Consider the following 16,998-nt stretch of genomic DNA (forward strand, 5'->3'; position numbering starts at 1 on the left):
GGACGCCGTCAACATGAAGGATGACCGTGAGTGTGGACGGTGTCAACATCCCGGCGGTGAACGGTAGGGTGGGCGGGTGACCGCCACCCGCTACCACCACGGCAACCTGCGCGAGGCCCGCGCGCAGGCCGCCGTCGAGGCCGCGCGCGAGCACGGCCCGGACGGCCTCGCGATCCGCGAGCTGGCCCGCCGGGTCGGGGTGTCCCACAACGCCGCCTACCGCCACTTCGCCGACCGCGAGGCGCTGGTCGACGTCGTCGCCCAGGTCGCGATGCAGGGCCTCACCGACGCCATGGCCCGCCGGCAGGACGACGTCGATCGCACCGCGCCCGACGACGTCCCGCCCTCCCCGCAGGAGCGCGCGCGCGCCCGGCTGCGCGCCACCGGCCTGGGCTACGTCGACTACGCCCTGGCCGAGCCGGGGCTGTTCCGGGTGCTCTTCACGGCCTATCCCGAGGCCCCCGACGCCACCCCCGACGCCGACGACCCCTTCGGTCGCCTCAACCTCGCCCTCGACGAGATGGTCGAGGTCGGTGCCCTCGACCCCGCGCGTCGGCCCGGCGCGGAGATCGCCTGCTGGTCGGCCGTGCACGGGTTCTCGATGCTGCTGCTCGAGGGCCCCCTGCGCGGCCTCGACCCCGACACCCGCACCGCCTGCCTCGACGTCCTCCTCGACACCCTCGACCGGGGCCACCCCGCTGCCTGAGGTTTCGCTAGTTGCAACGGCCCCCCGGTGACCACGGGAGGTCAGGGGCCGAGGAGGCCGTCGTCGAGGAAGCGGGCGACGGCGGGGTGGTAGCCGGGGGGTTCGAGGAGGAAGGAGTCGTGGCCCCAGGGCGAGGCGATCGTGCGGTGGGCGACGTCGTAGCCGCGGGCGGCGAGCTGCTCGGCGATGCGCGCGGAGTGGGCGGGCGGGAAGCGCCAGTCGGAGTCGAAGGAGATCAGCCCGACGGCGGGCAGGTCGGCGTCCTCGCGCGGCACGACGGGCAGGTGGTCGGGGAAGGGGTCGAGGTAGTCCATGACCCGGCTCAGCACCAGGTAGGTGTTGGCGTCGAAGCGGGTGAGGAACCGCTCGCCCTGGTGGGCCAGGTAGTGCTCCACCGCGAAGTCGGGCTCGAGACGCCGCTGCGCCCCCACCGTGTCGCGGTCGCGCCCGAACCTGGTCTCCAGCGACTCCGCCGAGACGTAGGTGAGGTGGGCCAGCATCCGCGCCGCCCGCAGCCCGGCGGCGGGCACGACGTCCTTCTCGGCATAGCGGCCGCCGTGGAAGTCGGGGTCGCCGAGGATCGCCTGCCGGGCCACCGAGGAGAAGGCGAGGTTCTCGGTGGAGAGTCGCGAGCTGGCCGCGATCAGCAGCGCCCGATCCACCTCGCCGGGGTGGTCGAGCACCCACTGCAGCGCCTGCATCCCGCCCAGCGACCCGCCGACGACGGCGTGCACCCGCGCGACCCCGAGGTGCTGCAGCAGCCTGCGGTGCACCGCCACGAGGTCGACGACGTCGAGCAGCGGGAAGTCGGGCCCGTACGGCAGCCCGGTGTCGGGATCGGGCGAGCCGGGGCCGGTGGTGCCCCGGCAGCCGCCGAGCAGGTTCGCGCACACCACGTGGTAGCGGTCGGTGTCCACGGCGCGGCCGGGGCCGATGAGGGTGTCCCACCAGCCCCGGCGCGCGGGATCGCCGTGGTGTCCGGCGGCGTGGGCGTCGCCGGTGAGGGCGTGGCAGACCACCACCACGTTGTCGGCGGTCGGCGCGGCGCCGTAGGTCTCGTAGGCGACCTCGACGTGGCGCAGCTCGACGCCGCTGTGCAGCCGCAGCGGGTCGGCCGCGGTGGCCACGACCGCCCGCCGCGTGTGCACCTCGCCCAGGCCGGGCGGGGGGTGGTGATCGGTCATGCCCGAGCCCTCTGCAACCCGCGGTCTACTTGGCCGCGGTGAGGGCCTGGTCGAGGTCGGCGATGAGGTCCTCGACGTTCTCGATGCCCACCGAGAGCCGCACCAGGTCCTCCGGCACGCCGGCCGCCTCGAGCTCGGCCGGGGTGAGCTGGCTGTGGGTGGTGGTGGCGTTGTGGATGGCCAGCGACTTCGCGTCGCCGATGTTGGCGAGGTGGCTGAACAGCTGCAGCGCCTCGACGAACCGCTTCCCGACGTCGCGCCCGGACCGCACGCCGAAGCTCACCAGCCCGCCGTAGCCGCGCCCGGTGAACACCCGGTCGGCCACCGGCTTGGCGGCGTCGCCCTCCAGGCCGGGGTAGCTCACCCAGCTCACGGCCTCGTGCTGCTGCAGGAACCGCGCGATCGCCAGGGCGTTGCTGCTGTGCCGCTCCATGCGCAGGTGCAGGGTCTCCAGGCCCTGCAGGAACAGCCAGGAGTTGAGCGGGGCGATGGAGGCGCCGGTGTTGCGCAGCAGCACGGTGCGGGCGCGGATGATGTAGGCCAGCTCGCCGACGGCGTCGGTCCAGACGACGCCGTGGTAGGCGGCGTCGGGCTGGGTGAGGCCGGGGAAGCGGGCGGCGTGGGCGGCCCAGTCGAAGGTGCCGGCGTCCACGATCACGCCGCCGATGCTGGTGCCGTGGCCGCCGATGTACTTGGTGGCCGAGTGCACCGACACGTCGGCGCCGTGGTCGAAGGGCCGCACGAGGTAGGGCGTGGGCGTGGTGTTGTCCACGATCAGCGGCAGGCCGTGGGCGTGGGCGGCGTCGGACCACGCGCGCAGGTCGACGACGTTGAGCCTGGGGTTGCCGACCGTCTCGGCGAAGACCAGCTTGGTGCGCTCGTCGACGTGGGCGGCCAGGCCGGCCGGGTCGTCGGGGTCGACGAAGCGCACCTCGATGCCGAACTGCGGCAGCGTGTGGGCGAAGAGCGCGTAGGTGCCGCCGTAGAGGGTGGAGAGCGCCACGATGTTGTCGCCGGCGTAGGTCAGGTTGAGCACGGCGTAGGTGATCGCGGCCGACCCGGAGGCGGTGGCGAGCGCCCCGACGCCGCCCTCGAGCTGGGCGATGCGCTCCTCGAACACCGACTGGGTCGGGTTCATGATCCGGGTGTAGATGTTGCCGGGCTCGGCGAGCGCGAACAGGTTGGCGGCGTGCTCGGTGTCGTTGAAGACGTAGCTGGTGGTCTGGTAGATCGGCACCGCGCGGGCGTTGGTGGCGGGGTCGGCCTGCTCCTGGCCGGCGTGCACGGCGAGGGTCTCGGGACGGTAGGTCATGGGGTCACTCCGGTGCGTCGGGGGTCGGGCTGGGCTCAGCCGCTCTTTTGAGAATAAAGTAGATTGACATGAGCGCCAATGAGCAGGCGCCGCGGATCCGCTTCAACGCCTTCGACATGAACTGCGTGGGCCACCAGTCCCCGGGGCTGTGGCGCCATCCGGCCGACCGGTCGCGCCACTACCGCGACCTCGACTACTGGACCGACCTCGCCCGGCTGCTCGAGGGCGGAGTGTTCGACGGCCTGTTCATCGCCGACGTGCTCGGCACCTACGACGTCTACGGCGGTGACGACGCCGCCACCCTGCGCGCCGGCACCCAGGTGCCGGTCAACGACCCGCTGATGCTGGTCTCGGCGATGGCCCACGTGACCGAGCACCTCGGCTTCGGCGTCACCGCCGGCACCGCCTACGAGCACCCCTACCCCTTCGCGCGGCGGCTCTCGACGCTGGACCACCTCACCCGGGGCCGCGTCGGCTGGAACGTCGTCACCGGCTACCTGCCGTCCGCGGCGCGCAACATGGGCCACGACGACCAGCGCGAGCACGACGAGCGCTACGACCACGCCGAGGAGTACCTCGAGGTGCTCTACAAGCTCTGGGAGGGCTCCTGGGACGACGACGCCGTGCGGGCCGACGCGGAGAGCGGCGTCTTCACCGACCCCGCCAAGGTGCACCCGATCGAGCACCACGGCCGCTGGTTCGACGTGCCCGGCATCCACCTGTGCGAGCCCTCGCCGCAGCGGTCGCCGGTGATCTTCCAGGCCGGCTCGTCCCCGCGCGGGGTCGCGTTCGCGGCGCAGCACGCCGAGGCGATCTTCGTGGCCCCGCCCACGAAGGCGCTGCTGGCCGAGACGGTCTCGCGCATCCGCGCCGCCCTGGTGGAGGCCGGACGGGCGCCCGACTCCGCGCGCATCTACGCGCTGATGACGGTGATCACCGACGCGACACCGCAGGCCGCCCGGGCCAAGCACGAGGACCTGCTCTCCTACGCCGACCTCGAAGGCGCGCTGGTGCTGTGCTCGGGCTGGATGGGCGTCGACCTCTCCCGCTACCGCCTCGACGAGCCGGTGGGCAACATCCACTCCAACGCCATCCAGTCGGCCGTCGCGGCGTTCAACCAGGCCGACCCCCACGGCGAGGAGTGGACCGTGGGCGACATCGCCCGCTGGGCCGCGATCGGCGGCCTCGGCCCGCGCATCGTCGGCTCGGGCGAGGAGGTCGCCGACGAGCTCACCGACTGGGTGCGCGAGACCGGCGTCGACGGCTTCAACCTCGCCTACGCCGTCACCCCCGGCACCTTCGCCGACGTCGTTCAGCACGTCGTGCCGGTGCTGCAGGAGCGGGGTCAGTACCCCCGCGCCTACCCCACCCGTCCCGACGGCGCCCCGACCACCCTGCGCGACCAGCTCTTCGGCCGCGGCCACCGGCTGCCTCCCGAGCACCACGGCGCGCGCTTCCGCCGCCTGCCGGTGTAGTCCGGCCGCCGTCTGCAACGTCCCCCGGCGACCCCCTCGACCCGGCGGTTAATGATCGCTAACCTGGGCCGGTGAGCACCCCGGATCTGCGCAGCCTCACCGCCGAGCTGCACGAGCGCCTGGCCCGCGTGCGGCAGGGCGGCAGCGAGGCCGCGCGCCAGAAGCACACCGCGCGCGGCAAGCTGCTGGCCCGCGACCGCATCGACCACCTGCTCGACCCCGGCAGCCCGTTCCTCGAGCTCGCACCGCTCGCGGCCTACGGGATGTACCACGACGACGACCCGTGGGCGGTGCCCAGCGCGGGCCTGGTCGCCGGCATCGGGCGGGTGCAGGGGCGGTTGGTGATGATGGCGGCCAACGACGCCACGGTGAAGGGCGGCACCTACTACCCGATGACGGTCAAGAAGCACCTGCGGGCGCAGACCGTCGCCGCGGAGAACCGGTTGCCGTGCCTGTACCTCGTCGACTCCGGCGGGGCGTTCCTGCCGCGCCAGGACGAGGTGTTCCCCGACCGCGAGCACTTCGGCCGGATCTTCTTCAACCAGGCCAACATGAGCGCCCGCGGCATCCCCCAGCTGGCCAGCGTCATGGGTTCCTGCACCGCCGGCGGCGCCTACGTGCCCGCGATGAGCGACGAGACCGTGATCGTGGCAGGCCAGGGCACGATCTTCCTGGGCGGACCGCCGCTGGTGAAGGCCGCGACCGGCGAGGTCGTCACCGCCGAGGAGCTCGGCGGCGGCGAGGTGCACGCCCGCACCTCCGGCGTCGTCGACCACCTCGCCGAGGACGACGACCACGCCCTGGCCATCCTGCGCGGCATCGTCGACACCCTCCCGCCCGACCCCGAAGCCCCCTGGGAGGTGCGCCCGCCGGAGGAGCCGCTGCTCGACCCCGCCGACCTGCTCGACGTCGTGCCGGCCGACACCCGCACCCCCTACGACGTGCGCGAGGTGATCCGTCGCGTCGTCGACGGCTCGCAGTTCAGCGAGTTCAAGCAGCTCTACGGCGAGACCCTGGTGTGCGGCTTCGCCCGGATCTGGGGCCACCCGGTGGGCATCGTGGCCAACAACGGCATCCTGTTCAGCGAGTCGGCCCGCAAGGGCGCGCACTTCGTGGAGCTGTGCAACCAGCGCGGTATCCCGCTGCTGTTCCTGCAGAACATCTCCGGCTTCATGGTCGGCCGGGAGTACGAGAACGGCGGCATCGCCCGCGACGGCGCCAAGCTGGTGACCGCCGTGGCGTGCAGCGTCGTCCCCAAGCTCACCGTGGTGATCGGCGGCTCGTTCGGCGCGGGCAACTACGGCATGTGCGGGCGCGCCTACGACCCCCGCTTCCTGTGGATGTGGCCCAACGCCCGGATCTCGGTGATGGGCGGGGAGCAGGCCGCCACGGTGCTGGCCACCGTCGCCGGCCGCGAGAGCGACGAGGAGTTCAAGGCCCCGATCCGCGCGCAGTACGAGGAGCAGGGCTCGGCCTACTACGCCACCGCCCGGCTCTGGGACGACGGCATCATCGACCCCGTCGACACCCGCCGCGTGCTCGGCATGGCGCTCGCCACCGTCGCCCACGCCCCCGTCCCCGAGCCGTCCTACAGCATCTTTCGGATGTGAGTGCGCCCATGACGATCCAGACCGTCCTCGTGGCCAACCGCGGCGAGATCGCGATCCGCGTGATGCGCACCGCCGCCGCGATGGGCATCCGCACCGTCGCGGTCTTCACCGACCTCGACTCCCGCGCGCCGCACGTGCGGGAGGCCGATGAGGCCGTGCACGTGGGGAACTACCTCGACGTCGACGCCGTGGTGGCCGCCGCCGTGGCGGCCGGGGCCGACGCGGTGCACCCCGGCTACGGCTTCCTCTCCGAGCGCGCCCCCTTCGCCGCGGCCGTGGCGGCGGCGGGGCTCACCTTCGTGGGGCCGTCGGCGCAGGTGATCGAGGCGATGGGCCGCAAGGACGCCGCCCGCGAGATCGCCGTGGCCGCCGGCGTGCCGGTCGTGCCCCGCGGCGACGGCGACGGCGTGCCGACGTCGTTCCCGGTGCTGGTCAAGGCCGCGGCCGGCGGTGGCGGCAAGGGCATGCGGATCGTGCGGTCGGCCGCGGAGTACGACGAGGCGGTGATCGCCGCCCGTCGGGAGGCCGAGCGCTCCTTCGGCGACGGCACCCTGCTGGTGGAGAAGTACGTCGAGCGAGGCCGGCACCTGGAGGTGCAGGTGCTCGCCGACGCCCACGGCACGGTGGTGCACCTGGGCGAGCGCGACTGTTCCAGCCAGCGCCGTCACCAGAAGGTGATCGAGGAGGCGCCGGCCCCCGACCTCGACGCGAGCGTGCGCAGGCTGATCCACGAGTCGAGCGTCGCCCTGGCCCGGCAGGTGGGCTACACCAACGCCGGCACCGTGGAGTTCCTGCTCGACGTCGACACCGGGGAGGCCTACTTCCTGGAGATGAACACCCGGCTGCAGGTCGAGCACCCCGTCACCGAGATGGTCACCACGATCGCCGGGCAGCCGCTGGACCTGGTGGAGCAGCAGCTGCGGGTGGCGGCCGGCGAGCCGCTCGCCTTCGGCCAGGACGACGTCGTCGTGCGGGGTCATGCGATGGAGGCCCGCGTCTACGCCGAGGACGCCTTCGCGGGCTTCTTGCCGCAGGCCGGCACCGCCACCCACGTGGTGTGGCCCGAGCGGGCGCGGGTCGACCACGCCCTGGAGGGCGGGCAGGTCGTGAGCACCGCCTACGACCCGATGCTCGGCAAGGTGATCACGTACGGCGAGGACCGCGAGCAGGCCCGCCGCGCGCTCGTGGACGCCCTCGACGAGACCGCGATCCTGGGGCTGACCACCAACGTCGGTTACCTCCGCGTGCTCGCCGACACCCCGGAGTTCACCGCCGGCGCCCTCGACACCGCGTGGCTGGACCACCACACCCTCCCCGTCCCCGACGACGCCGCCGCGCGGATGCTGGCGGGCGCGACGCTGCCGCGCGCCGACGGCGCCGGCCCCTGGACCGCCGACGGCTTCCGCTCCGCCGGCGGCCCGGCATCCCTGGTGGAGCACGGCCGCGAGCTGCCGGCGACCACCGGGCACTGGTACGGCCGCGATCTCGACGACGGACTGCTGCGGCTGGAGAACGACCCCTGGGCGACCGCGCCCCGCGTCGGCTTCGTGCGGCGCGGCGCCCGCACCACCGAGGTCGTCGTGGCCGGTCAGCGCCACGTGTTCGCGCCCCGCGAGACCGCGTGGACGGGCACGAGCGCGGGCGACGGCACGCTCACCTCGCCGATGCCCGGCACCGTGCTCGACGTCCGGGTGGGGGTGGGAGCGAGCGTCGCCGCCGGCGACGTGCTGGGCGTGGTGGAGGCGATGAAGATGGAGCTGGCGATCACCGCACCCTTCGACGGCACCGTCACCGGGGTCGAGGCGGTCGCGGGCCGTCAGGTGGCGCTGGGCGCCCCGCTGTTCACGGTGGAGCCGGCGTGACCGGCCCGACCGGCCTGCCGATGCGCGTGCCCCTGCCCGGCCTGCCGGCCCCGACGACGCGCGTCACCGTCTACGAGGTGGGCGCCCGCGACGGGCTGCAGAACGAGTCGGGTGTCGTGCCGCTGGCGGTGAAGGCCGAGCTGATCACCCGCCTGCTCGACGCCGGCCTCCCGGTCGTGGAGGCCACCAGCTTCGTGCACCCGCGCTGGGTGCCGCAGCTGGCCGACGCCGCCGACCTGATGACCTCCCTCGCCGACTCCCTCGGTGACCGCGCCCGCGACCTGCCGGTGCTGGTGCCCAACGAGCGCGGGCTCGACCGCGCGCTGGAGCTGGGGCAGCGCCACGTCGCGGTGTTCGGCTCGGCCACCGAGACCTTCGCCCGGCGCAACCTCAACTGCGGCTATGACGAGCAGTTCGCGATGTTCGCCCCCGTGGTCGAGCGGGCGCTGGCCGCGGGCGTGCGGGTGCGCGGGTACCTCTCGATGTGCTTCGGCGACCCCTGGGAGGGCCCGGTCGCCCTCGAGCGCGTCGTCGCCGCCGGCGTCCGGCTGCTCGAGCAGGGCGCGGAGCAGCTGAGCCTCGGCGACACGATCGGCGTCGGCACCGCCGGGCACGTCGAGGCGCTCGTGGCCGCCTTCGACGACGCCGGCGTGGGCGTCGACCGGCTCGCGCTGCACTTCCACGACACCTACGGCCAGGCGCTGTCCAACGTGCAGGCCGGGCTGCGGGCCGGCGTGCGGACCTTCGACGCCTCCGCGGGCGGCCTCGGCGGCTGCCCCTACGCGCGCAGCGCCACCGGCAACCTCGCCACCGAGGACCTGCTGTGGTTCCTCGACGGGCTCGGGGTCGAGCACGGCGTCGACCTCGCCGCGGTGGCCGCCACCAGCGCCTGGCTCGCCGACCACCTCGGCCGCCCCAGTCCCTCGGCGGCCGCCCGCGCCCTGGCCCCGCAGGCGACCACCACTACGATCCAAGGGTGAGTCGCCGGGTCTTCCTCCACATCGGCGCCCCCAAGACCGGCACCACCTACCTCCAGGACCGGCTCGCGCTCAACGCGAAGGCGTTGTCCGCCCACGGGGTGCACGTCCCCGCCCGCAACGCCGTCACCAGCCCCGGCCTGAGTCACTTCCGTGCCGCGCTCGACCTGCTCGACCAGGACTGGGGCGGCCCGCCCGGCCACGCCGACGGTGCCTGGGACGCGCTGATGAAGCGGGTACGGCGCCTGGACGGCACGGTCGTGATCAGTCACGAGATCCTCGCGCCCGCCGAGCCCCACCAGATCGCGCGCGCCAAGCAGGACCTCGCCGGCGCCGAGCTGCACATCGTCTACACCGCCCGCGACCAGGGCCGGCAGCTGCCCGCCGCCTGGCAGGAGAGCATCAAGCAGGGCCGGTCGTGGACCTACAAGCGCTACCGCCGCCGGCTGCAGCGCGGCACCCCGTGGTTCGCCCGCGCGTTCGACCTCCCCGCGGTGCTCGCCGCCTGGGGCGAGGGGCTCCCGCCGGCGCACGTGCACGTCATCACCGTGCCCCACGGTCGCAGCGACGCGCTGTGGGAGCGGTTCGCCGCCGTCGTCGGCATCGACCCGGCGTGGGCGCCGAAGGAGAGCGAGCGCCTCAACCGCTCCCTCGGCGTGGCCGAGACCGCGGTGCTGCGCAAGCTCAACCAGCGGCTGGCCCGCACCAGCCGCCACTCCGAGCACGACGCGCTCGTGCGCGACCTGCTGGCCGAGGGCTACCTCGTCAACCGCGACGGCACCCGGCTGCGGATGCCGCCCCGCATGCACCCCTGGGCCGTCGCCCAGGCCGAGCGCTGGATCGAGTGGCTCGAGGGCAGCGGGGTCGACGTCGTCGGCGACCTCGCCGAGCTGCACCCGGCCCCGCCGGTGCCCCGGCAGGACTACGTCGACCCGGACCGCATCGGCGCCAAGGCCCAGCTGGCCGTCGCCCTGGACGCCCTGGCCCTGATGACCTCGGAGGCCGCGCGCCGCCCCGATCCCGACGACGGCGTCACGAGGAAGGTGCGCGAGCGCTGGCGCGAGCGGCGCCAGGACTGAGCCGCCAGGACTGAGCCGCCGTGCCCCGGCGGCTCAGTGTGGTTCAGCGGGGGCGGGGCAGCCACTCCCGCTTGGCGTAGCGCCCGATGCGCCAGGTGGCCCAGGCGTCGGCGCTCAGGCCCACGACGCCGCCCAGGAGCGGCACGCGGCGGCCCACGGTGGTGGCGACCCGGCGTCCGGCGACCCGACCGATCAGCTCGCCCGCCACGGCCGTGGCGATCGTGGCGTCCAGCGCCGGCAGGTGGGCGGGGGCCGTGGCCAGCGCCATCGGCGGGGCGGGGATCTGCTTCTTCTTCAGCGCCTCGTTGATGCGGTCCTCACCCAGGATCGTGACCAGGATGGCGTTGCGCACGCGCGGGTCGGCGAGGTCGTAACCGCGCAGGTGGGCGATGCCGGCCACCATCCGGCACTGCAGCAGGGTGAGGCCGGTGATGTTGGCGGGCACGGTGACGGTCATCGTGACCAGGCCGCCGAGGTTGGTGAGCAGGCCCTGCATGCCGGCGTAGCTGACGTGGTTCTCCACGACCTCGCGCACCGCGCGGTCGACGTCGCCCTGCTGTTCGGCCAGCTGCTTGTCCGCCGCCGCGGCCGCGCCGGGCAGCGGGCCCACACCGTCGATGGCGCGGGTGAGCGCCTGCCGGACGAAGCCAGTGGTGAGCCCGGGGGCCACCTCGGTGATCCGGGGCGCCAACTGACGCGCTGCCTGCTTGCCGACGTTGCGAGCCACACCCATGCCTCCACCCTACGAAAGGGCCGGGAATCGGGTCCTCTAGGTTCACCCCATGCGCTGGCCGCCGGTCGATCCGCCCCCGACGGCGTGGGTGTTCCCCGACGCCGACGCGCTGGCCGGGGTGGAGGACGACCTGGTCGCGCTCGGAGCCGATCTGGAGCCCGCGAGCGTGCTGGAGGCCTATCGCCGCGGCCTCTTCCCGATGCCCGTGGGCGACCCCGGGGCCCGGCACTCGCCGATCGGCTGGTGGAGCCCGGAGCGTCGGGGGGTGCTGCCGTTGGACGGCCTGCGGGTCTCGCGGTCGCTGCGCCGCGCGTGCCGCGACTTCGAGGTGCGGGTCGACACCGCCTTCGACGCCGTGATCGACGCCTGTGCCGACCCGACGCGGCCGCACGGCTGGATCGACGACCGCATCCGTCGGGCCTACCTGCGTCTGCACGAGCTCGGCTGGGCGCACTCGGTGGAGGCCTGGCGCGACGGCCGGCTCGAGGGCGGTCTGTACGGCCTGGCACTCGGCGGGCTGTTCGCGGGGGAGTCGATGTTCCACCGCGCCCGCGACGCCTCCAAGGTCGCCCTGGTCGGGCTCGTCGACGTGCTCGGCGGCGCGGCGGGGGCCGCCGAGGGCCGGCTCATCGACGTGCAGTGGAACAGCCCCCACCTGGCGAGCCTCGGCGTCGTGGAATGGCCGCGGGAGGAGTACCTGGCCCGCCTGCCCGACGTGCTCGCGGTCGCGCTGCCCACGGGGCTGGCCCCGGGCGCGCCGTAGGGCCTGCACCTGATTCACTGGTCGCCGTGCGGGTGAGGCGGACGGGCGAGCGGCGACGACGCGTGTTGCCTGGGTTGCCCGGTTTGCCTGGTCTGCCCGCCGTGGCGGCCGCGGCCCTGCTGGTGGCCGGCTGCACCACCACCTCGGCCACCCCGGTCGACGCCACCGCTGCCCCCACCGACGCCGCCCCGGGCCCGTTCTGCGCGCAGTGGCGGGTGATGGTCGGGCTGCAGCCCGACGACGTCGACGGCGGCCGGGTCGAGGAGGTCCGCGCCGCCGCGCGCGAGCTGGCGCGCATCGGCACGCCCGGCGACATCCCGCGCAGCGCCCGCGAGGGGTTCGTGCGCTATGTCGCCGCGCTCTCGGTGCTCACCGAGGAGCAGGCCCGCGACGGCGCCGCCGCCCCGCTCGGCGACGTCACCGCCGCGCTCGGGCTGGCCGTCTCCGACGGCGGCGACCTCGCCGCCGTACGCGACTACGGCGCCGGCACCTGCTTCAGCTGAGGTCGGCCGGCGGCGTCGCCGCCGACGCGGTGGCAGCCCTCAGATGACCTGCGGGTCCTGGCCGTCCTCGCTCACCATCGGCCGTCCGGCGGCCTCCCAGTCGAGCATGCCGCCGTCGACGTTGACGGCGTCGTGGCCGTGCTGGGTGAGGTACTGCACCGCCTGGGCGGAGCGGCCGCCGGCCTTGCAGATCACCAGCAGCCGCCCCGCGGGCACGTCGCCGATGCGCACGGGCAGGGTCGAGAGGGGCAGGTGCACGGCGTTCGGCGCGTGACCCGCCTGCCACTCCACGACCTCACGCACGTCGAGCAGGACGGTGCCGTCGGGGAGGTCGTCGGGGACGTCGGACACGGTGATGCTGGAGATGCTCACGCTCTCCAGCCTCCCACGCCACCCCACCCTTCCCGGGTACCCGGGCACGTGTCCCGTGCGCTCGCCCTGCGCTCACTCCTGCGCTCACTCCTGGGCGAGCAGGTCCTCCATGGTGGCGATCTCGGCCTGCTGGCCCTCGATGATCTGCCGCGCCAGGTCGACCGCAGGGGCGTAGGTGCCGTCCTCGACCTCGGTCTGCGCCATCTCGATCGCGCCCCGGTGGTGGGCGATCATCGCCTCCAGCCAGCGCTGCTCGAAGTCGGTGCCCGCGGCCGCCAGGGCGTCGAGCTCCTCGCCGCTGAGCATGCCGGGCATCGAGGAGTCCATGCCCTCCATGCCCTCCATGCCGTCCATCCCCGACATGCCGTCCATCGAGTGGCCTGCGTGGTCGCCGGCGTTCACGTGGTCGCGCATCGTCGCCGGGATCGGCTCGCCCCAGGCCTGCAGCCAGTCGACCATCTGCTCGATCTCGGGGGCCTGGGCCGTGCGGATCTGCTCGGCCAGGGTCGCCACCGCCGGCGTGAGGTCGCGGTCGAGGGTGAGGTCCACCAGCGACAGGGCCTGGGCGTGGTGGGGGATCATCTGCGTCGCGAACGCGACGTCCTGCGCCGAGTGCTCGGTGGTGGAGGTCGCCGACGAGCCGGCGGGCTCGGCGTCGCCGCAGCCGGTGGCGCCGAGGGCGAGGGCGGCGGTGAGGACGAGCGCGGTGCCGAGACGGCGTGCGGGCAGGCGGAACGGGGTCGTGCGGGTCATGTGGGTCTCCGTGGTGTGGTGCGGATGAGGGGGCGGTGACGCGCGGCGGCGTCGCGGGCCCTCCTCAGCAGCGCATCACCAGGGGGATCCCGGGCGGGGGCCGACGCAGGCAGGCCCCGGGGGGACGGCGCAGCACCGCACCGGCGCGGGGCAGCCGCAGCCACCACCGCTCGGCGCGGGCGCGCAGCAGCAGGACGGCGACCCCGAGGGCCGCCACCGCGAGCAGTGCGCCGCACAGCAGCGCGAGCCCGCCGTGACCGTGCGCCTCACCGGACCCGGCGGACGCTGCCGATCGCGTCGTCGTTCCCTCCTCGGCGGACGCCGCGGCGTGATGACCGGCCGCCGTCATCGACGTCATCGACGTCGTGGCCCCGGTCGGGGCGGCGGCGTCCTCCGGGCAGCAGGTGCGCCACAGGTGGGCGGCCAGGCCGATCGCGAGGGCCGCGACGAGCAGCAGCACACCGGCGCGCCACCGGCGCTGGTGCGGCCCGGCGGCGGGCCCGCTCGACGTCGCGGACATGGTCCGACCAGGGTATCCGGGGGTCCCGGCACCCGGAAGGGCTACTTGAGCAGGCGGCTCATCCGGCGGTCGGCGAGGGGCTTGCCGCCGGTCTGGCAGGTGGGGCAGTACTGCAGGCTGGAGTCGGCGAAGGAGACCTCGCGCACGACGTCGCCGCACACCGGGCACGGTTGCCCCGTGCGGCCGTGCACGGCGAGGTTCGACTTCTTCTCGCCCTTCAGCTCGCTGGCCGCCAGACCGCGGGAGCGGTCGACGGCGTCGCCGAGGGTGGTGCGGATGGCGTCGTAGAGCACCGCGCGGGCGTCGGGCGACAGGCCGGAGGCGGGGGCGTAGGGCGACATCCGGGCGGCGTGGAGGATCTCGTCGGAGTAGGCGTTGCCGATGCCCGCGATGGTGCCCTGGTGGCGCAGCACGCCCTTGATCTGCTTGCGGCCCTCGCGGTCGAGGATCGCATCCAGCACGGCGGGGGTGAAGTCCTCGCCGAGCGGGTCGGGGCCCAGGCTCGCGATGCCCGGCACGTCCTGGGGGTCGCGCACGAGGTACATCGCCAGGCTCTTCTTGGTGCCGGCCTCGGTGACGTCGAGGCCGGTGTCGTCGTCGAGCACGATCCGCACCGCCAGCGGCGACTTCTGGCTGGGGCGCGGGGGCAGCGCGGGCACGGCGTCCTTCCAGCGCACCCAGCCGGCACGGGCGAGGTGGAACACCAGGTGCAGCCCCGAGGCATGGACGTCGAGGAACTTGCCGTGGCGGGTGACGTCGTCGACCAGCGTGCCCTGCAGGGCGCTGACGGGCGGGTCGAAGGTCTTGAGCGCGCTGAACGCGGCGAGGTGCACCGCGACGATCGCGCGGCCGTCGAGCCGGCCCCGCAGATCCTGGGCCAGCGCCTCCACCTCGGGCAGCTCGGGCATGTCGAGCAGCCTAGTGCGACCGGCCCGGGCGCGTCGGGCGCAGAATCTAGGGAATCGCCTAGAGAGGCCGATACGGTCCGATCGTGGATCCCGTGCGCAACCCCTACGCCCCCGGCGCCGGCCAGCGCCCGCCCGAGCTGGCCGGGCGCGACGACCAGCTGCGCGCCTTCGACGTCGTGCTGGAACGGGTGGCGCGGGGTCGTCCGGAGCGCTCGCTGGTGCTCACCGGCCTGCGCGGGGTCGGCAAGACGGTGCTGCTCAACGCCCTGCGCGGCCAGGCGGTGCGGGCGGGCTGGGGCACCGGCAAGCTCGAGGCGCGCCCCGACCTGCCGCTGCGTCGTCCGCTGTCCTCGGCGCTGCACCAGGCGGTGCGCGAGCTCGGCCACGGCCGCGCCGACCAGGTGGAGCACGGCCTGGGCGTGCTGCGCTCCTTCGCCGAGCGCGCCGCCGGGACCGAGGCCAAGCTGCGCGAGCGGTGGAGCCCGGGCATCACCGCGCCGGCGGTGCGGGGCCGCGCCGACTCCGGCGACATCGAGATCGACCTGGTCGAGCTGCTCACCGACCTCGGAGGGCTCGCGGCCGAGGCGGGGCGCGGGCTGGCGGTGTTCATCGACGAGATGCAGGACCTCGCTCCCGACGACGTCTCCGCGCTGTGCGCGGCCTGCCACGAGATCAGCCAGTCGGGCCTGCCGGTGATCGTGGTCGGCGCCGGCCTGCCGCACCTCCCGGCGGTGCTCTCGGCCAGCAAGTCCTACTCCGAGCGGCTGTTCTCCTACCACCGCATCGACCGGCTCTCCCGCGAGGAGGCCGACCGCGCGCTCACGGCGCCCGCCGCCGAGGAGCGCGCCGAGTACACCGCGCAGGCGCTGAGCGACCTCTACGCCGTGACCGGCGGCTACCCCTACTTCATCCAGGCCTACGGCAAGGCGGTGTGGGACCTCGCGCCCGGCACCCCGATCACGGCCGAGGACGTCGCCGTGGCCGCGCCCGAGGCCGAGGCCGAGCTGGCCGTGGGGTTCTTCGGCAGCCGCTTCGAGCGCGCCACCCCGGGCGAGCGCGACTACCTGCGCGCGATGGCCGACGTGCAGGCCGCGGCCCTGTCGGGTGGAGTGTCGGGTGCTGGGTCGGGCGCCCCGGACCCCGTGGCCGCGGTGGCCACCGCCGACGTCGCCGCCGCCCTGGGCCGCACCCCGCAGGCGCTCTCCCCGGCCCGCGACGCCCTGCTCAAGAAGGGGCTGGTCTACGCCACCGAGCGGGGGCGCGTCGCCTTCACCGTGCCCCACTTCGGCCGCTACCTGCGCGACCACGCCTGAGCCCGGACCGATCGGGGCTGCGAGCCCCGATCCGCGGGCGTGACGACGCCGCGCGCGGCGTGGCATCGTGCTCCCATGACCGCCCCGCCCCCGGAGCCGGCCGCCGTCCCCGACCGGCCGGGCGCCCCGGCGCCGCAGGTGGTCGCCCACCGCGGGGCCAGTCATGACAACGCCGAGCACACCCTCGGCGCCTACCTCGCCGCGATCGAGGCCGGGGCCGACGCGCTGGAGTGCGACGTGCGGCTCACGGCCGACGGCCACCTGGTGTGCGTGCACGACCGCGACCTGCGCCGCACGGCCAGCAGCCGGGGTGTGGTGTCGACGATGGACCTCGCCGAGCTGCACGAGCTCGACTTCGCGGCCTGGAAGAACCCGTGGGCCGACCTCGACGACGAGGCCCCCGAGCGCGACGACGACCTCGACGGCGTGCTCACCCTGCGGCGGCTGCTCGAGACCGTGGCCGACGCGGGCCGACGGGTGGAGGTGGCGATCGAGACCAAGCACCCCACCCGCTTCGGCGGACTGGTGGAGCGCCGGCTGGTGGAGATGCTCGGCGACTTCGGCTGGGACCGCGCCGGCGCGCCGGTGCGGGTGATGAGCTTCTCCTACACCGCGCTGCAGCGGGTGGAGCGGCTCGCGCCGGAGGTGCGCCTGGTGCAGCTGCTCGAGCGCGCCCAGCTGTGGCCGATGCTGCGCCGCGTGGTGGGGTCGGACTGGGTGATGGGCCCGGGGATCGCCCTGCTGCGCGAGAACCCCGCGCTCGCCACCCGGATGCAGCGCTCGGGCCACGACGTGCACGTGTGGACGGTCAACACCGAGGAGGACCTGCAGCTGTGCCGGCGCCTCGGGGTGGCCGCCGTGATCACCGACCGACCGGGCTGGGTGCTGGAGACGCTGGGACGCTGATGGCGCGGGCGCCCGGGCGGGT

The 16,998-nt window shown here is 74.5% G+C and carries 17 protein-coding genes; 10 read left to right on the forward strand and 7 right to left on the reverse strand.

Annotated features, from left to right (window positions below; translation table 11 throughout):
• Nucleotides 1-76: 76 nt before the first annotated feature.
• Entirely contained in the window at nucleotides 77-706 is a 630-nt protein-coding gene (locus tag ACERUJ_RS18205) for a TetR/AcrR family transcriptional regulator (RefSeq protein WP_370250313.1), read from the forward strand.
• 41 nt (nucleotides 707-747) lie between these two features.
• Here the strand turns inward: ACERUJ_RS18205 and ACERUJ_RS18210 are convergent, their stop codons facing one another.
• Both ACERUJ_RS18210 and ACERUJ_RS18215 read right to left on the reverse strand, forming a co-directional pair.
• Nucleotides 748-1,890: a homoserine O-acetyltransferase gene (locus tag ACERUJ_RS18210; RefSeq protein WP_370250314.1), complete on the reverse strand. Its 1,143-nt coding sequence runs from the start codon at nucleotides 1,888-1,890 to the stop codon at nucleotides 748-750.
• Between the two features lie 25 nt (nucleotides 1,891-1,915).
• Nucleotides 1,916-3,202: an O-acetylhomoserine aminocarboxypropyltransferase/cysteine synthase family protein gene (locus ACERUJ_RS18215; RefSeq protein ID WP_370250317.1), complete on the reverse strand. Its 1,287-nt coding sequence runs from the start codon at nucleotides 3,200-3,202 to the stop codon at nucleotides 1,916-1,918.
• 68 nt (nucleotides 3,203-3,270) lie between these two features.
• On the opposite strand from ACERUJ_RS18215, the gene ACERUJ_RS18220 reads away from it, so the two are divergent.
• The 5 genes from ACERUJ_RS18220 to ACERUJ_RS18240 all read left to right on the forward strand — a co-directional run bounded on the left by ACERUJ_RS18220 (nucleotide 3,271) and on the right by ACERUJ_RS18240 (nucleotide 10,205).
• Nucleotides 3,271-4,677: an LLM class flavin-dependent oxidoreductase gene (locus ACERUJ_RS18220; protein WP_370250318.1), complete on the forward strand. Its 1,407-nt coding sequence runs from the start codon at nucleotides 3,271-3,273 to the stop codon at nucleotides 4,675-4,677.
• Between the two features lie 71 nt (nucleotides 4,678-4,748).
• Complete coding sequence (locus tag ACERUJ_RS18225; protein ID WP_370250319.1) at nucleotides 4,749-6,287, forward strand: acyl-CoA carboxylase subunit beta; 1,539 nt, start codon at nucleotides 4,749-4,751, stop codon at nucleotides 6,285-6,287.
• 8 nt (nucleotides 6,288-6,295) lie between these two features.
• Complete coding sequence (locus tag ACERUJ_RS18230; RefSeq protein WP_370250320.1) at nucleotides 6,296-8,149, forward strand: biotin carboxylase N-terminal domain-containing protein; 1,854 nt, start codon at nucleotides 6,296-6,298, stop codon at nucleotides 8,147-8,149.
• The gene (locus ACERUJ_RS18235) at nucleotides 8,146-9,129 is read left to right on the forward strand and encodes a hydroxymethylglutaryl-CoA lyase (RefSeq protein ID WP_370250321.1); all 984 of its coding nucleotides are present in this window, start codon (nucleotides 8,146-8,148) and stop codon (nucleotides 9,127-9,129) included. Before ACERUJ_RS18230 ends, ACERUJ_RS18235 begins: the two co-directional genes overlap by 4 nt.
• Nucleotides 9,126-10,205 carry a hypothetical protein gene (locus tag ACERUJ_RS18240; RefSeq protein WP_370250323.1) on the forward strand — a complete coding sequence of 360 codons (1,080 nt, stop codon included), beginning with the start codon at nucleotides 9,126-9,128 and terminating at the stop codon, nucleotides 10,203-10,205. The genes ACERUJ_RS18235 and ACERUJ_RS18240 overlap by 4 nt, the downstream gene beginning before the upstream one ends.
• Nucleotides 10,206-10,248: 43 nt before the next feature.
• Here the strand turns inward: ACERUJ_RS18240 and ACERUJ_RS18245 are convergent, their stop codons facing one another.
• Nucleotides 10,249-10,938: an EcsC family protein gene (locus tag ACERUJ_RS18245; protein WP_370250325.1), complete on the reverse strand. Its 690-nt coding sequence runs from the start codon at nucleotides 10,936-10,938 to the stop codon at nucleotides 10,249-10,251.
• A gap of 49 nt (nucleotides 10,939-10,987) precedes the next feature.
• Between ACERUJ_RS18245 and aat the strand changes: the two genes are divergently transcribed.
• Entirely contained in the window at nucleotides 10,988-11,701 is a 714-nt protein-coding gene (gene aat / locus ACERUJ_RS18250; protein ID WP_370250327.1) for a leucyl/phenylalanyl-tRNA--protein transferase, read from the forward strand.
• Nucleotides 11,702-11,784: 83 nt separating this feature from the next.
• Nucleotides 11,785-12,204: a hypothetical protein gene (locus ACERUJ_RS18255; RefSeq protein ID WP_370250329.1), complete on the forward strand. Its 420-nt coding sequence runs from the start codon at nucleotides 11,785-11,787 to the stop codon at nucleotides 12,202-12,204.
• A gap of 39 nt (nucleotides 12,205-12,243) precedes the next feature.
• Here ACERUJ_RS18255 and ACERUJ_RS18260 read toward each other — a convergent pair whose 3' ends face one another.
• The 4 genes from ACERUJ_RS18260 to ACERUJ_RS18275 form a co-directional block, all read right to left on the reverse strand.
• Nucleotides 12,244-12,576 (reverse strand): rhodanese-like domain-containing protein, encoded by a 333-nt coding sequence (locus ACERUJ_RS18260; protein ID WP_370250331.1) that lies wholly within the window; start codon nucleotides 12,574-12,576, stop codon nucleotides 12,244-12,246.
• 84 nt (nucleotides 12,577-12,660) lie between these two features.
• Nucleotides 12,661-13,329: a DUF305 domain-containing protein gene (locus tag ACERUJ_RS18265; RefSeq protein ID WP_370250332.1), complete on the reverse strand. Its 669-nt coding sequence runs from the start codon at nucleotides 13,327-13,329 to the stop codon at nucleotides 12,661-12,663.
• Nucleotides 13,330-13,393: 64 nt separating this feature from the next.
• Entirely contained in the window at nucleotides 13,394-13,849 is a 456-nt protein-coding gene (locus ACERUJ_RS18270) for a hypothetical protein (RefSeq protein ID WP_370250333.1), read from the reverse strand.
• A 41-nt stretch (nucleotides 13,850-13,890) separates the two neighbouring features.
• The gene (locus tag ACERUJ_RS18275; RefSeq protein ID WP_370250334.1) at nucleotides 13,891-14,757 is read right to left on the reverse strand and encodes an Fpg/Nei family DNA glycosylase; all 867 of its coding nucleotides are present in this window, start codon (nucleotides 14,755-14,757) and stop codon (nucleotides 13,891-13,893) included.
• An 83-nt stretch (nucleotides 14,758-14,840) separates the two neighbouring features.
• On the opposite strand from ACERUJ_RS18275, the gene ACERUJ_RS18280 reads away from it, so the two are divergent.
• Together ACERUJ_RS18280 and ACERUJ_RS18285 are read left to right on the forward strand one after the other, a co-directional pair.
• Complete coding sequence (locus ACERUJ_RS18280; RefSeq protein WP_370250335.1) at nucleotides 14,841-16,070, forward strand: ATP-binding protein; 1,230 nt, start codon at nucleotides 14,841-14,843, stop codon at nucleotides 16,068-16,070.
• A 75-nt stretch (nucleotides 16,071-16,145) separates the two neighbouring features.
• Complete coding sequence (locus tag ACERUJ_RS18285) at nucleotides 16,146-16,976, forward strand: glycerophosphodiester phosphodiesterase family protein (RefSeq protein ID WP_370250337.1); 831 nt, start codon at nucleotides 16,146-16,148, stop codon at nucleotides 16,974-16,976.
• Nucleotides 16,977-16,998 lie beyond the last annotated feature (22 nt).

This window comes from Nocardioides sp., assembly GCF_964228225.1.
Taxonomy (GTDB): domain Bacteria; phylum Actinomycetota; class Actinomycetes; order Propionibacteriales; family Nocardioidaceae; genus Nocardioides.

What these genes read in the sequence shown, in the direction of transcription:
- ACERUJ_RS18210 (WP_370250314.1), bottom strand. Translation starts at nt 1,890, where the DNA reads ATGACCGATCACCACCCCCCGCCCGGCCTGGGCGAGGTGCACACGCGG.
- ACERUJ_RS18215 (WP_370250317.1), bottom strand. Translation starts at nt 3,202, where the DNA reads ATGACCTACCGTCCCGAGACCCTCGCCGTGCACGCCGGCCAGGAGCAG.
- ACERUJ_RS18220 (WP_370250318.1), top strand. Translation starts at nt 3,271, where the DNA reads ATGAGCGCCAATGAGCAGGCGCCGCGGATCCGCTTCAACGCCTTCGAC.
- ACERUJ_RS18230 (WP_370250320.1), top strand. Translation starts at nt 6,296, where the DNA reads ATGACGATCCAGACCGTCCTCGTGGCCAACCGCGGCGAGATCGCGATC.
- ACERUJ_RS18245 (WP_370250325.1), bottom strand. Translation starts at nt 10,938, where the DNA reads ATGGGTGTGGCTCGCAACGTCGGCAAGCAGGCAGCGCGTCAGTTGGCG.
- aat (WP_370250327.1), top strand. Translation starts at nt 10,988, where the DNA reads ATGCGCTGGCCGCCGGTCGATCCGCCCCCGACGGCGTGGGTGTTCCCC.
- ACERUJ_RS18265 (WP_370250332.1), bottom strand. Translation starts at nt 13,329, where the DNA reads ATGACCCGCACGACCCCGTTCCGCCTGCCCGCACGCCGTCTCGGCACC.
- ACERUJ_RS18270 (WP_370250333.1), bottom strand. Translation starts at nt 13,849, where the DNA reads ATGTCCGCGACGTCGAGCGGGCCCGCCGCCGGGCCGCACCAGCGCCGG.
- ACERUJ_RS18275 (WP_370250334.1), bottom strand. Translation starts at nt 14,757, where the DNA reads ATGCCCGAGCTGCCCGAGGTGGAGGCGCTGGCCCAGGATCTGCGGGGC.
- ACERUJ_RS18285 (WP_370250337.1), top strand. Translation starts at nt 16,146, where the DNA reads ATGACCGCCCCGCCCCCGGAGCCGGCCGCCGTCCCCGACCGGCCGGGC.